This window comes from Sodalis sp. RH15 (assembly GCF_047324255.1).
Lineage (GTDB): Bacteria > Pseudomonadota > Gammaproteobacteria > Enterobacterales > Enterobacteriaceae > Acerihabitans > Acerihabitans ligni.
Window position 1 is genome coordinate 549,648 of record NZ_CP178738.1, and the last position, 12,320, is coordinate 561,967.

Genomic DNA, 12,320 nt, shown 5'->3' on the forward strand with positions numbered 1-12,320 from the left:
CCGCGCCGGGGGCGGCTACAAAGGTTATGGTATGTCCGAGCAGTTCCTTTACTTTTTGCAGCAGTTGTTCAACGGTTTGACGTTGGGCAGCACCTATGCATTGATTGCCATTGGCTACACCATGGTTTACGGCATTATCGGCATGATTAACTTCGCCCATGGCGAGGTGTATATGATCGGTAGCTATGTTTCGTTTATTGTCATTGCCGCGTTGATGATGATGGGTATCGATGCCGGCTGGCTTTTGATAGGCGCCGGGTTTATCGCGGCCATCGTCATCGCCAGCGCGTATGGTTGGAGTATCGAACGGGTGGCCTACAAGCCCGTGCGCTCCTCAAAACGCCTGATAGCCCTGATTTCCGCTATCGGCATGTCCATCTTTCTGCAGAATTATGTCAGCCTGTCGCAGGGATCCCGCGATCTGGCGCTGCCTAACCTGGTGAGCGGCCAGTGGATCCTGGGGCAAAACAACGGTTTTGTTACCAGCATCAGTACCATGCAATTCATTATCTGGGCAGTGACCTTTGTCGCCATGCTGGCATTGACGCTGTTTATCCGCTATTCCCGCATGGGACGCGCCTGCCGCGCCTGTGCTGAAGATTTGAAGATGGCCAGCCTGCTGGGCATCAGTACCGACCGGGTGATTTCGCTGACGTTTGTGATCGGCGCGGCGATGGCGGCGGTGGCGGGCGTGTTGCTCGGCCAGTTTTACGGCGTGATCAATCCCTATATCGGCTTTATGGCCGGCATGAAGGCGTTTACCGCCGCGGTGCTGGGCGGTATCGGCAGTATTCCCGGCGCCATGCTGGGGGGATTGATTCTAGGCGTGGCGGAAGCCCTTACGTCGGCTTACCTGAGCAGCGAATACAAAGATGTGGTGTCGTTTGCCCTGCTTATCGTGGTGCTGCTGGTATTGCCTACCGGGATTCTGGGCCGTCCGGAGGTTGAGAAGGTATGAAGATCAATACGTTCTTCGGCGCGCTGTTGTCCGCGCTGATGTTATTAGTGCTGGCCTCTATCGTCATGGGGATGCAGCTTAGCCTGGACGGCACCCGCCTGGTGGTGCACGGCGCCGGACAGGTGCGCTGGTATTGGATTGGCGCCGGCTGCGGGGTAGTGTTCCTGTTCCAGCTGCTGCGGCCCTCGTTCCAGCAGGGCCTGCAAAAAATCAGCGGCCCGTCCTGGGTGCTGCCCAGCTTCGACGGTTCCACGCCGCGCCAGAAATGGCTGGCGCTGGTGATGATCCTGGCCGCCATCGCCTGGCCGTTCCTGGTGTCCCGCGGTACGGTGGATATCGCCACCCTGACCCTGATTTATATCATGCTGGGCCTCGGCCTGAACGTGGTGGTGGGGTTGTCCGGCTTATTGGTATTGGGCTATGGCGGCTTTTATGCCATCGGGGCGTATACCTATGCCCTGCTGACCCATTATTACGGCCTGAGTTTCTGGGAGTGCCTGCCGCTGTCCGGACTGGCGGCGGCGGTGTTCGGCCTGCTGCTGGGATTCCCGGTGTTGCGGCTGCGCGGGGACTATCTGGCGATTGTCACGCTGGGATTCGGCGAAATCGTCCGTATCCTGCTGCTGAATAACACCGAATTGACCGGCGGTCCGAACGGCATCAGCCAAATACCGAAACCGACCTTGTTCGGCCTTGAGTTCAGCCGTGAGGCACGGGAGGGGGGATGGGATACCTTTCATCACTTTTTCGGCCTGAAATATGACCCCAACGATCGCATCATCTTCTTATATATGGTGGCGCTACTGCTGGTTATCTTGACGCTGTTTATCATCAACCGCCTGCTGCGCATGCCGCTGGGCCGGGCCTGGGAGGCGCTGCGGGAAGATGAGATTGCCTGCCGTTCCCTGGGTTTGAGCCCGACAAGAATCAAACTGACCGCTTTCACCATCAGCTCGGCGTTCGCCGGTTTTGCCGGTACGCTGTTCGCCGCGCGGCAGGGGTTTGTCAGTCCGGAATCGTTCACCTTCGTCGAATCCGCCTTTGTGCTGGCCATTGTGGTCTTGGGAGGCATGGGATCGCAGTTCGCGGTGATCCTGGCGGCGATTCTGCTGGTGGTCTCCCGTGAACTGATGCGGGACCTGAACCAATACAGCATGCTGTTGCTGGGCGCCCTGATGGTATTGATGATGATCTGGCGGCCGCAGGGCCTGCTGCCGATGAAACGTCCGCAAATGAAAATGAAAACCGGTAAAGGAGCGCAGGCATGAGCGACGCTGCTTTACAGCCGTTATTGTCCGTCCGGCAATTGTCCATGCGTTTCGGCGGCCTGCTGGCGGTGAATCAAGTGGATCTGGACCTGTTCCCCGGCGAAATCGTCTCCCTTATCGGCCCCAACGGCGCCGGCAAGACCACGGTATTCAATTGCCTCACCGGTTTCTACCGCCCCACCGGCGGCACTATCCTGCTGCGGGATCAGCATCTGGAGGGACTGCCGGGCCAGAAAATCGCCCGGATGGGCGTGGTGCGGACATTCCAGCACGTGCGGCTGTTCCGCGAGATGACGGTGATTGAGAATTTGCTGGTGGCCCAACATCAGCACCTGAAGAGCGGGGTATTCGCCGGCTTGCTGAAAACCCGCGCCTTCCGCCAGGCGGAAGCCGAGGCGCAGGATTACGCCGGTACCTGGCTGGACCGCGTGGGCTTGCTGGAGATGGCCAACCGCCAGGCGGGGAATCTGGCTTACGGCCAGCAGCGCCGGCTGGAAATCGCCCGCTGCATGGTGACCCGTCCTTCGCTGTTGATGCTGGACGAGCCGGCGGCGGGCCTGAACCCGAATGAAACCGCCGAACTGAATAATCTGATCGCGGAGCTGCGTTCACAACATAACGTCTCGGTATTGTTAATCGAGCATGATATGAAGCTGGTGATGGGCATTTCCGATCGAATTTATGTCGTTAACCAGGGGACGCCTCTGGCGAACGGCACCCCCGCTGAAATCCGTTCCAATCCGGACGTGATTCGGGCTTACCTGGGTGAGGCCTGATGAGTAAGAGAACAGAGATGCTGTCATTTAATCAAGTATCGGCCCATTACGGTAAAATCCAGGCGCTGCACGAGGTGAGTCTGCATATCGAACAGGGTGAAATCGTGACGCTTATCGGCGCCAACGGCGCGGGCAAGACCACCCTGCTGGGCACATTATGCGGCGATCCCCGTGCCACCGCCGGGGAGATATTCTTCGACGGCAATGAGATAACCCATTGGCCCACGGCGCGCATTACTCGCGCCACCATCGCTATCGTACCGGAAGGCCGCCGGGTCTTTTCGCGCATGACGGTGGAAGAGAACCTGGCGATGGGGGGCTTTTTTGCCGACCGCGTGCAGTATCAGCAGCGCATCAAACGCGTATATGAACTGTTCCCCCGGCTCTACGAGCGGCGCATCCAGCGCGCCGGCACGATGTCCGGCGGCGAACAGCAGATGCTGGCCATCGGCCGGGCCCTGATGAGCCAGCCCAGGCTGCTGCTGCTGGACGAACCCTCCCTGGGCCTGGCGCCGATTATCATCCAGCAGATATTCGATACCATCGAGCAGCTGCGCCAGGAAGGGATGACCATCTTCCTGGTGGAACAGAACGCCAACCAGGCGCTAAAGCTGGCGGATCGCGGCTATGTGCTGGAAAACGGCCGCATCGTGCTGGAGGATACCGGCGCGGCGCTGCTGGCCAATGAAGCGGTGCGCAGCGCGTATTTGGGGGGATAAGGGCGGGGATTTGGTTCGGCTGAAAGGATGGCACGACAAACGAAAACCGCAGGTTAAGAGGAGGTCGGGCCCGAAAGCCCGACCGGCACGCAACGCGGACTTTCCCACAGGCATGCCTGTCTTGGCCATCGCTGATGGCGGGGCGGCGTGTCTTAGGCTATGCGGCCATCATCTGTAAAAAGCTATCCCGCAGCGCATCCTTTATGTCTGGATTCCATGCCACCCCAATCTGCCAAAGGGCGTGGCTTTCCTCCGGCTGCACAATACTCACGCCCGTCGGCAGAAAATGGCTGATACCGGAGGGCAGCAAAGCCACACCGTTTCCCGCCGCGAGTAATGCTAATAGGCTATGGATATCATCAGCGGCAAAGGAACATTTGGCGCTGAGATGATTTAATTTGAGGAAAAGGGCTGATTGCTCGGCCAGGCAGCGCCCGCGGCGCGGATTGATTTGCAGCAGCGGGTGCATTTCAAGTATGCGCTGGATATTCGCGGGATCCGCCTGAACGCTTGCAGGAACAGCCAGTACCAGTTTCTCTTCCATCAGCACCTTGGCTTTAAGGGGTTCGGGCATCGGCAAGCGGATAAAACCGGCCTGAAGTTGTCCCTCAATGAGCATTCGGCATTGTATATTGGACGGAATGTCATTTAACGATACTTCTACATTGGGGAATTGTTCACGAAAAGTATGTACCCAGGCAGGAGCAAGCTGAAATGACGATATGCCGAACCCAAGCGCCAGTTTTCCCTCGTTGCCTTCCCGTATTCGGGAGGTATATTCCTGAAAGTCATCGAAATGTTTCAGCAATTCGCCTGTTTTGGCATAAAGCTGTTTCCCCGCCAACGTGAGCATGGAACCATGGCGGCCGCGCCGGAAGAGACTGACGCCGATCTGGTGCTCAAGCGCTTGAATTTGCTTGGTCAATGCAGGTTGCGTCAAGCACAGGATTTCGGCCGCGGCGTGATAACTTCCCAGCTCCGCCAAGGTAACGAATGACCGCAATAGCTTTATATCCATTCATCCATTCCCGCCGCTTATCAAACCTGGAAAAAAAGTCATTATACAGTGTGGATTTTATGGGTGACATTGATATTCCTTTCAGGCAGTCGCCGCCACCCACATTAAGCGCGACGCGCTATTGTGTCATGGAGAAATAATAGATGAGTGAGAAAATAGCGGCGGTCTTGTTTGATATGGACGGCGTATTAATCGATTCCCGGGCCGTCATTGAGCAGGGATGGCGCGAGGCTGCCCAACTGTACGGGCGCCGGATCACACCGGATGACATCGTTAAGCACATCCACGGCCAGCCCGGGCCGCATACCATCCGCGCGCTGTTCCACGATCTGCCGCTTTCCGATCAGGCGAAGATTCAGTCGCATATTATCCATGTTGAAAATACCGCCGATTGCGAGCCCATTCCGGGCGTGGCGCAGCTTATCGCTTCCCTCGGTTCGGCCGGGATTCCGGTGGGTATCGTCACCAGCGGTTGGCGCCTGAAAATCGATCGGGTCATCGCGTTACTCCAGGCTGAGCCCTATATCTCGGTAATCGTTGAACGGGATGACGTGGCCCGTGGCAAACCCCACCCCGATCCCTACCTGCTCGCGGCCGAACGTCTGGGTATTCCCGCGAGCAGAACCGTCGTTTTCGAGGACGCCAAGAGCGGGGTGACTTCTGCTGTCGCCGCCGGCGCCTATTGCGTCGGCATCGGCGATGAAGACCTGATACCCCTTGGCGCAAAAGTCGTCGTACCCGACTTCCGGGGCATGAAAGTCATCGTCAACGACGCGACAGGCGCTATCCTTTCATTCTGCCCAGGGTATGAGGTAATCGTGGAGCGGATTTCTGCGCATCATGACAAACGGCCGGCGCTAAGAGGCGCCGGGGGCTAAGGGAACGGCGGGCGTGCATTTATTCTGACGGACCTGAAAGTCCTGCTATCGGCTCGTTATCTTACGAGACGTGTGCAGTACGCGCTCGATAAGCACCTCCTCGTACCGTACCCCAGCGGCCTTGCAGAGAGCGAGCTAGTTTTGTTGCCGCGCCAGTGTTCGGGTTATTCCACCTCGAACGCGCTTTCATATTGCCGGCCGCCGTGCCAGATGCCCGTGATGTTAACTTCCTGAGCTTCGTCATTCACCACTATGGCGATAATGGTGCGTTTTCGATAGTGGGTTATCCGTAACCCCGGCAACAGTTCGTCGCGCCGGTTTCCTCTGTACGGGAACTGCGCTAACGATTCGCAGTAACTCACAACGCCGTCCGTATAGCTTTGTGCTACACCCGCCGAAGCGGCGTCAGCGATATAGTCATAGAGTGCGATAAGCTGTTTGTTCGCTTCCGGTGCGAACACCACCCGATAGTCCGTCATGCCTTTTTGGTTTTCTCCCTGTGGGCCCGCGCTAGGTTAGCGCGCACTTCATCCGCGCTCATTCCCCTGCTTGGGTCGGCCTTAAGCGCTTGATACGCCGGGGCCACCTCTTCGCGCAGCCAGGTTTCCATGGCCCTATCGCGCGCGTCCAGCGCCCGCAAGCCCTCGCGGATAACTTCGCTTTCAGAGGCATATTCTCCACTGGCGACTTTGGATTTTACATTGGCTGCCATTTCATTGGGCAGGGTAATGCTCATTTGTTGTGTGGTGCGCATCGTGTTTCTCCTTCTAACGAGTAGGATTTAATCATACTCATTTTTGTCGCCCACGTCATCTGCCAGCAGGTCGGCCAGCAGTCCGGTGTCTTTCATCACCGTCCGGCCCTTCGCTCTGCGTCTGCTCCGCCGGATGCGTCGATGCATGCACCGCCGATAACGCCACCGGTCACCACGGTGGCTGTGCCTACCGCCGCCCCTAGTGCCGCATAACTGTAATAAAATGTTACTACCACTTTTAATCGGGCATTATGCGGCGCATTGAATGAAATTCAACTACTTATCGACCGGCGTTGTGATGTGGTTTATGGCCGATAGAGCATAGGTCCCCATAGCAGGAGGGAGGTTCAATTCGGTAATTTAAGGGATTCTTCATTTCTCGTAGCAAGCCCGCTGTCATCCCGCTGTCACAACCCTGTTCTTATTCTGTCATTTCGACATGTCATGTTACAGACCGATGAATTTTTTCGTTGGGCATTCAGGAGACAGGCATGTTGAAGCACAGTATCCGTATAACAACAATGAGCATTGCACTGACGCTGGCGTTAAGTACCGGCGCGCAGGCCGTAACCGAGATACCTTTCTGGCATTCGATGGAGGGCGCGCTGGGCACCGAGGTCGACTCCCTGGCGACCCGTTTTAACCAATCCCAGTCGGATTATCGCATTGTCCCTTCCTATAAAGGCAACTACGAACAAAGCCTGGCGGCGGGCATCGCCGCTTACCGCACCGGCAATGCGCCGGCCATTCTTCAGGTATATGAAGTAGGCACCGCCACCATGATGGCAAGCCATGCCATTAAACCGGTTTACCAGGTATTCGAGCAGGCCGGTATCAAAAACGATGAGTCGGCCTTCGTGCCAACGGTCTCGGGATATTACAGCGACAGCAAAACCGGCCATCTGCTCTCCCAGCCGTTCAATAGCTCCACGCCGGTGCTTTATTACAATAAAGACGCGTTCAAAAAAGCCGGTCTGAACCCCGATGTCGCGCCCAAGACCTGGCAGGAACTGGCGGAAGATGCGTCCAAACTGCGCGCCGCCGGCATGACCTGCGGTTACGCCAGCGGCTGGCAGGGCTGGATCCAGATTGAAAACTTCAGCGCCTGGCACGCCTTGCCGGTGGCCACCGAAAACAACGGCTTCAGCGGTTTCGACGCGGTGCTGGTGTTTAATAAACCTCTGCAGGTCAAGCATATCCAGCTGCTGGAGGATATGAACAAGAAAGGCGATTTCAGCTATTACGGCCGTAAAGATGAGTCCACCGCGAAATTCTATAACGGCGAATGCGCCATGACCACCGCCTCCTCCGGTTCGCTGGCGGATATCCGTCAATATGCCAAATTCAATTACGGCGTGGGTATGATGCCTTATGACGCCGACGTGAAAGACGCGCCGCAGAACGCCATTATCGGCGGCGCCAGCCTGTGGGTGATGAACGGTAAGGACGACAACACCTATAAAGGCGTGGCGGAGTTCCTGCAGTTCCTGTCCAAACCGGACATTGCCGCCGAATGGCACCAGAAAACCGGTTATCTGCCCATCACCACCGCCGCCTATGAATTAACCAAGTCCCAGGGTTTTTATGATAAAAATCCAGGTTCGGATATTGCCACCAAACAGATGCTGAACAAACCGCCGCTGCCGTTCACCAAGGGGTTACGGTTAGGCAATATGCCGCAAATCCGCACCGTGGTGGATGAAGAGCTGGAACGGGTCTGGACCGGTAAAGCCACGCCGCAGGAAGCATTGGACAATGCGGTAAAACGCGGTAACGAGCTGCTGCGCCGCTTTGAACAATCGGTACGTTAAATCCACCCTTTCGACCCGCGGGTTATTGCCCCGGGTCGTTTTGCGTCCACCGGATTGGGTTGTCTATGGCTAACGCTCCGCATCGCGGTTTTACCAACACATGGCTGCCTTATGTCCTGCTGCTGCCGCAATTGGCGATTACCGCGGTATTTTTTCTCTGGCCGGCGGGAAAAGCGCTCTGGTATTCGGTACAGCAGGTGGATCCCTTCGGCCTTTCCAGCACTTTTGTCGGCCTCGATAATTTCATCCGCCTGTCAAAGGATGAGTACTACCTGGCTTCTTTTGAAACCACGATGATTTTCAGCGCTCTGGTCACCGGTATCGGCCTGGTGGTCTCGCTATTTCTGGCCGCGCTGGTGGATCACGTCCTGCGGGCCAAGCGCATTTATCAAACCCTGTTGCTGTTGCCTTACGCCATCGCCCCGGCCGTGGCGGCGGTACTGTGGATGTTCCTGTTCAATCCCGGTATGGGATTGGTGAGTTATCTGCTGAACCACTTCGGCTATCTGTGGAATCATGCGCAGAATAGCGGCCAGGCGATGTTCCTGGTGGTGCTGATTTCCGTATGGCAGCAGGTCAGCTACAACTTTTTGTTTTTCCTCGCCGCGCTGCAGTCCATACCCCGTTCCCTGGTGGAAGCGGCGGCCATCGACGGAGCCGGTCCGGTCAGGCGCTTTTTTACCATTACGCTGCCGTTAATCTCGCCGGTGAGTTTTTTCCTGCTGGTGGTGAATCTGGTGTACGCCTTTTTCGATACTTTCCCGGTCATTGACGCGGCCACCGCCGGCGGTCCGGTGCAGGCCACCACCACGCTTATCTATAAAATTTATCGTGAAGGATTTGCCGGATTGGATCTGGCCAATTCGGCGGCGCAATCCGTGGTGTTGATGATCCTGGTAATGATTTTGACGGTTATTCAGTTTCGTTTTGTGGAACGTAAGGTGCGCTACCAATGATTGAACATCGCCGCGGACTGGATATCTTCAGCCACATCATGCTGATTCTGGGGGTGGCCATCATCCTGCTGCCGTTATACATCGCCCTGGTGGCGGCGACGCTGGATGATAAACAAGTATTCCAGGTGCCCCTTACCCTGCTGCCGGGCAGTGCGCTGTGGGATAATATCCGCCATGTCTGGCTGCAAGGCGTCGGTTCCCAGGCGGTGCCGTTCAGCCGGCTGCTGTTCAATAGTCTGGTCATGGCCCTGGGTATCACCATCGGCAAGATTTTTGTCTCGATTTTATCCGCTTATGCCATTGTCTATTTCCGCTTCCCGCTGCGCAGCCTGTTCTTTTGGTTGATTTTCATGACGCTGATGCTGCCGGTGGAAGTGCGTATTTTCCCCACCGTCGATGTCATCGCCAATCTGCATTTACTGGACAGCTATACCGGGTTGACCCTGCCGTTGATGGCTTCGGCCACCGCCACCTTCCTGTTCCGTCAGTTTTTTTTAACCGTACCCCATGAATTGCTGGAAGCGGCGCGCATCGACGGCGCCGGCCCGCTGCGGTTTTTTTGGGATATTTTGCTGCCGCTGTCGAAAACCAACTTGGCGGCATTGTTCGTGATCACCTTTATCTACGGCTGGAATCAGTATTTATGGCCGATTCTGATTATCAATAACGGCGCCATGGGTACGGCGGTGGCGGGCATTAAAAGCATGATATCCCTGGGAGACGGCACCACACAGTGGAATGACGTGATGGCGGCAATGCTGCTTACCATGCTTCCGCCGGTGGCGATCGTGCTGCTGATGCAGCGCTGGTTTGTGCGCGGGCTGGTTGACAGTGAGAAATAATTATCTATGGCAAGTCTAATTTTACGATCGGTGGTCAAAAGCTATGACGGCCGCACCCCGGTAATCGCGCCGCTGGATCTGGATGTGGCCGACGGTGAATTTATCGTGCTGGTGGGACCTTCCGGCTGCGGCAAATCCACTCTGCTGCGCATGGTGGCCGGGCTGGAAAGCGTGAGCAGCGGCGATATCTATATTGACGGCGAGCGGGTAACCGAACGCGAGCCCAAAGATCGCGGCATTGCCATGGTGTTTCAGAATTATGCCTTATATCCCCATATGAGCGTTTATGACAATATGGCCTACGGCCTGAAAATCCGCGGCTTCGGCAAGCAGCATATCCGCAAGCTGGTGGATAACGTCGCGCAAATGCTGGAGCTGGAGGGGTTGTTGGCCCGCAAACCGCGGGAACTCTCCGGCGGGCAGCGGCAGCGCGTGGCCATGGGGCGGGCATTGGTGCGCGAACCGGCGGTGTTTTTATTTGACGAGCCGCTATCAAACCTGGACGCGAAGCTGCGCACCCAGATGCGCCTGGAGCTGCAACTGCTGCACCGGCGCCTGCGGACCACCAGTCTCTATGTCACCCACGATCAGGTGGAGGCCATGACCCTGGCGGAGCGGGTGATAGTCATGAACAAAGGCCGGGTGGAGCAAATCGGCACCCCGACGGAAATTTACCGCCGGCCGGCGTCGCTGTTTGTGGCCGGTTTCATGGGATCGCCGGCGATGAATCTGCTGCCCGGCCGGGTCAGCGAAGACGGCGGTTTTTTTAACATAACGGGCGGTCCCTCCCTCCCTTTTCCCGGTTTTGCCGCATTATGGCGCGGACGCGAGTTGACCGCGGGTATCCGTCCGGAGCATATTGAACAATCCAGGTCCAAAACCGGGGGTGTTGAATTGGAAGTCGTGACCCTTGAACAGCTTGGGGCCGATAATCTGGTCCACGGACGCTGGGGCGCCTGCGATATCGTAATGCGGCTTTCCCATGACGACCAACCCGCCATCGGCACGGTCCTCCCTATATTGTGCCCGGCCCAGGCATGGCACTTTTTTGATCCCTTAAGCGGATCCCGGGTGGAAATATGACAGAAGATTGGCCTTACCCGACTATTGTAGCCCACCGCGGCGGCGGCGCGCAGGCGCCCGAAAACACCCTGTCCGCCATTGATACCGGAGCGCGTCTGGGACAGAAGATGATTGAAGTGGACGCCAAGCTCTCCGCTGACGGACAGATATTTTTGTTACATGACGATACCCTAGAACGCACCACCAACGGCCGGGGCATTGCCGGCGAGCAGCCTTGGGAGACGCTTTCCAGGCTGGATGCCGGCGAGTGGTACAGCGATGCTTTTCGCGAGGAGCCTTTGCCCCTGCTCACCGAGGTGGCGGCGCGCTGCGCCAAATATGGAATGGCGGTGAATATAGAAATAAAACCCACCACCGGCGCCGATGTTGAAACCGGCCGCGCCGTTGCGCTGGCGGCAAGGGAGCTGTGGCGCCATATGTCGCCGCCGCCGCTGTTATCCTCGTTTTCCATCGAGGCGCTGGCCGAGGCGCTGAAAAGCGCGCCGGAACTACCGCGCGGACTATTACTCGACGAATGGGACGACAACTGGCCGGCGCTGTCTCAGCGGCTGGAATGCAGCGCCCTGCATCTTAATCACGAACTGCTGACTGAAGAGCGCGTCACGAAGATTATCGACGCCGGTTTGCATATCCTGGCCTATACGGTGAACAGTCCCTATCGTGCGCGAACCCTGCTAAGCTGGGGCGTCGATTCCCTCTGCACCGACCGGATAGACCTGATTGACGCCGATTTCGGCGCCGATTTCACCGAGAGCGCGAATTAGCCTCCTGCTTAAACCGATCAAATTCCGCCGGCAACCGGCGCCCTGCGTAGTACGGTGAAAATTCCGCCGGGAAGGGCGCCATGCGTGAACGGTGCCGATTTCTCAATGAGCCGGCATCCTGTTTAAACGGTGCTGATTCTGCCGTTACGGGTTTTGCTGCAGTTGATTGGCCGGCGCGTTTTGCTGCGTTCGCTGCCGATCGGCATTGAGCTGGGATTGCAGCTGGCTGCGCTGCTGGTCTCGTTGCATTTGCTGTTGAAGCTGTAAGCGGGTTTGCTGCTGTTGCGCGTTCATTTGCATTTGCTGCTGCAAATGCTGCTGGGCCGGCGACGGCGTGAAGGGCGGGTAAGGCTGCCCGGCAACCCCGGGCTTTTGCGCCGCCGACACCGCGCAGGCCGCCAGCGCGACCGTCAAACCCAGCCATATCATTAATTTCATATACACCTCGTTGGGGACACCCTACGTTAATTTTACGCCAAACCGGTGGAAACGC

The 12,320-nt window shown here is 57.2% G+C and carries 14 protein-coding genes; 10 read left to right on the forward strand and 4 right to left on the reverse strand.

Features of this window, described 5'->3' with window-relative positions; genetic code table 11:
• The first annotated feature begins 31 nt into the window (after positions 1–31).
• Genes livH through livF form a run of 4 tightly spaced genes read left to right on the forward strand, consistent with a single transcriptional unit; the run spans position 32 to position 3,721 of the window.
• On the forward strand, positions 32–958 hold the full coding sequence (gene livH / locus ACL2XO_RS02460; RefSeq protein WP_132923887.1) for a high-affinity branched-chain amino acid ABC transporter permease LivH: 927 nt from the start codon (positions 32–34) through the stop codon (positions 956–958).
• Complete coding sequence (locus ACL2XO_RS02465) at positions 955–2,226, forward strand: high-affinity branched-chain amino acid ABC transporter permease LivM (protein WP_132923886.1); 1,272 nt, start codon at positions 955–957, stop codon at positions 2,224–2,226. Before livH ends, ACL2XO_RS02465 begins: the two co-directional genes overlap by 4 nt.
• Complete coding sequence (gene livG, locus ACL2XO_RS02470) at positions 2,223–3,002, forward strand: high-affinity branched-chain amino acid ABC transporter ATP-binding protein LivG (protein ID WP_132923885.1); 780 nt, start codon at positions 2,223–2,225, stop codon at positions 3,000–3,002. Before ACL2XO_RS02465 ends, livG begins: the two co-directional genes overlap by 4 nt.
• A 17-nt stretch (positions 3,003–3,019) precedes the next feature.
• A complete protein-coding gene (gene livF, locus ACL2XO_RS02475; RefSeq protein ID WP_132927913.1) occupies positions 3,020–3,721 on the forward strand; it encodes a high-affinity branched-chain amino acid ABC transporter ATP-binding protein LivF in 702 nt (233 codons plus the stop codon).
• A 157-nt stretch (positions 3,722–3,878) separates the two neighbouring features.
• On the opposite strand, the gene ACL2XO_RS02480 is transcribed toward livF, so the two are convergent.
• Positions 3,879–4,739 carry a LysR family transcriptional regulator gene (locus ACL2XO_RS02480; protein ID WP_413742119.1) on the reverse strand — a complete coding sequence of 287 codons (861 nt, stop codon included), beginning with the start codon at positions 4,737–4,739 and terminating at the stop codon, positions 3,879–3,881.
• A gap of 143 nt (positions 4,740–4,882) precedes the next feature.
• Here ACL2XO_RS02480 and ACL2XO_RS02485 point away from each other — a divergent pair, with 143 nt between their 5' ends.
• Complete coding sequence (locus tag ACL2XO_RS02485; protein WP_413742120.1) at positions 4,883–5,617, forward strand: HAD family hydrolase; 735 nt, start codon at positions 4,883–4,885, stop codon at positions 5,615–5,617.
• A gap of 164 nt (positions 5,618–5,781) precedes the next feature.
• On the opposite strand, the gene ACL2XO_RS02490 is transcribed toward ACL2XO_RS02485, so the two are convergent.
• Together ACL2XO_RS02490 and ACL2XO_RS02495 are read right to left on the reverse strand one after the other, a co-directional pair.
• The gene (locus tag ACL2XO_RS02490; RefSeq protein WP_413726311.1) at positions 5,782–6,096 is read right to left on the reverse strand and encodes a type II toxin-antitoxin system RelE/ParE family toxin; all 315 of its coding nucleotides are present in this window, start codon (positions 6,094–6,096) and stop codon (positions 5,782–5,784) included.
• Complete coding sequence (locus tag ACL2XO_RS02495; protein WP_413726312.1) at positions 6,093–6,371, reverse strand: type II toxin-antitoxin system ParD family antitoxin; 279 nt, start codon at positions 6,369–6,371, stop codon at positions 6,093–6,095. Before ACL2XO_RS02495 ends, ACL2XO_RS02490 begins: the two co-directional genes overlap by 4 nt.
• 491 nt (positions 6,372–6,862) lie before the next feature.
• Between ACL2XO_RS02495 and ugpB the strand changes: the two genes are divergently transcribed.
• From ugpB to ugpQ, 5 genes are all read left to right on the forward strand, one after another.
• Positions 6,863–8,182 (forward strand): sn-glycerol-3-phosphate ABC transporter substrate-binding protein UgpB, encoded by a 1,320-nt coding sequence (gene ugpB / locus ACL2XO_RS02500; RefSeq protein ID WP_413726313.1) that lies wholly within the window; start codon positions 6,863–6,865, stop codon positions 8,180–8,182.
• Between the two features lie 65 nt (positions 8,183–8,247).
• Positions 8,248–9,138, forward strand: a complete 891-nt coding sequence (ugpA, locus tag ACL2XO_RS02505) for a sn-glycerol-3-phosphate ABC transporter permease UgpA (RefSeq protein ID WP_132923879.1) — start codon at positions 8,248–8,250, stop codon at positions 9,136–9,138.
• Positions 9,135–9,980: a sn-glycerol-3-phosphate ABC transporter permease UgpE gene (ugpE, locus tag ACL2XO_RS02510; RefSeq protein WP_203524420.1), complete on the forward strand. Its 846-nt coding sequence runs from the start codon at positions 9,135–9,137 to the stop codon at positions 9,978–9,980. Before ugpA ends, ugpE begins: the two co-directional genes overlap by 4 nt.
• Positions 9,981–9,986: 6 nt before the next feature.
• Positions 9,987–11,063, forward strand: coding sequence for a sn-glycerol-3-phosphate import ATP-binding protein UgpC (locus ACL2XO_RS02515; RefSeq protein ID WP_132923877.1), 1,077 nt, complete (start codon positions 9,987–9,989; stop codon positions 11,061–11,063).
• Positions 11,060–11,827: a glycerophosphodiester phosphodiesterase gene (gene ugpQ, locus ACL2XO_RS02520; RefSeq protein WP_132923876.1), complete on the forward strand. Its 768-nt coding sequence runs from the start codon at positions 11,060–11,062 to the stop codon at positions 11,825–11,827. Before ACL2XO_RS02515 ends, ugpQ begins: the two co-directional genes overlap by 4 nt.
• A 144-nt stretch (positions 11,828–11,971) precedes the next feature.
• Here the strand turns inward: ugpQ and ACL2XO_RS02525 are convergent, their stop codons facing one another.
• Positions 11,972–12,265, reverse strand: a complete 294-nt coding sequence (locus tag ACL2XO_RS02525; RefSeq protein WP_132923875.1) for a DUF2756 domain-containing protein — start codon at positions 12,263–12,265, stop codon at positions 11,972–11,974.
• Positions 12,266–12,320: the final 55 nt, after the last annotated feature.

Excerpts from the sequence above, each read along its gene's own strand:
- livH (WP_132923887.1), top strand. The coding sequence starts at position 32 with ATGTCCGAGCAGTTCCTTTACTTTTTGCAGCAGTTGTTCAACGGTTTG.
- ACL2XO_RS02465 (WP_132923886.1), top strand. The coding sequence starts at position 955 with ATGAAGATCAATACGTTCTTCGGCGCGCTGTTGTCCGCGCTGATGTTA.
- livG (WP_132923885.1), top strand. The coding sequence starts at position 2,223 with ATGAGCGACGCTGCTTTACAGCCGTTATTGTCCGTCCGGCAATTGTCC.
- livF (WP_132927913.1), top strand. The coding sequence starts at position 3,020 with ATGCTGTCATTTAATCAAGTATCGGCCCATTACGGTAAAATCCAGGCG.
- ACL2XO_RS02480 (WP_413742119.1), bottom strand. The coding sequence starts at position 4,739 with ATGGATATAAAGCTATTGCGGTCATTCGTTACCTTGGCGGAGCTGGGA.
- ACL2XO_RS02485 (WP_413742120.1), top strand. The coding sequence starts at position 4,883 with ATGAGTGAGAAAATAGCGGCGGTCTTGTTTGATATGGACGGCGTATTA.
- ACL2XO_RS02490 (WP_413726311.1), bottom strand. The coding sequence starts at position 6,096 with ATGACGGACTATCGGGTGGTGTTCGCACCGGAAGCGAACAAACAGCTT.
- ACL2XO_RS02495 (WP_413726312.1), bottom strand. The coding sequence starts at position 6,371 with ATGCGCACCACACAACAAATGAGCATTACCCTGCCCAATGAAATGGCA.
- ugpB (WP_413726313.1), top strand. The coding sequence starts at position 6,863 with ATGTTGAAGCACAGTATCCGTATAACAACAATGAGCATTGCACTGACG.
- ugpA (WP_132923879.1), top strand. The coding sequence starts at position 8,248 with ATGGCTAACGCTCCGCATCGCGGTTTTACCAACACATGGCTGCCTTAT.
- ugpE (WP_203524420.1), top strand. The coding sequence starts at position 9,135 with ATGATTGAACATCGCCGCGGACTGGATATCTTCAGCCACATCATGCTG.
- ACL2XO_RS02515 (WP_132923877.1), top strand. The coding sequence starts at position 9,987 with ATGGCAAGTCTAATTTTACGATCGGTGGTCAAAAGCTATGACGGCCGC.
- ugpQ (WP_132923876.1), top strand. The coding sequence starts at position 11,060 with ATGACAGAAGATTGGCCTTACCCGACTATTGTAGCCCACCGCGGCGGC.
- ACL2XO_RS02525 (WP_132923875.1), bottom strand. The coding sequence starts at position 12,265 with ATGAAATTAATGATATGGCTGGGTTTGACGGTCGCGCTGGCGGCCTGC.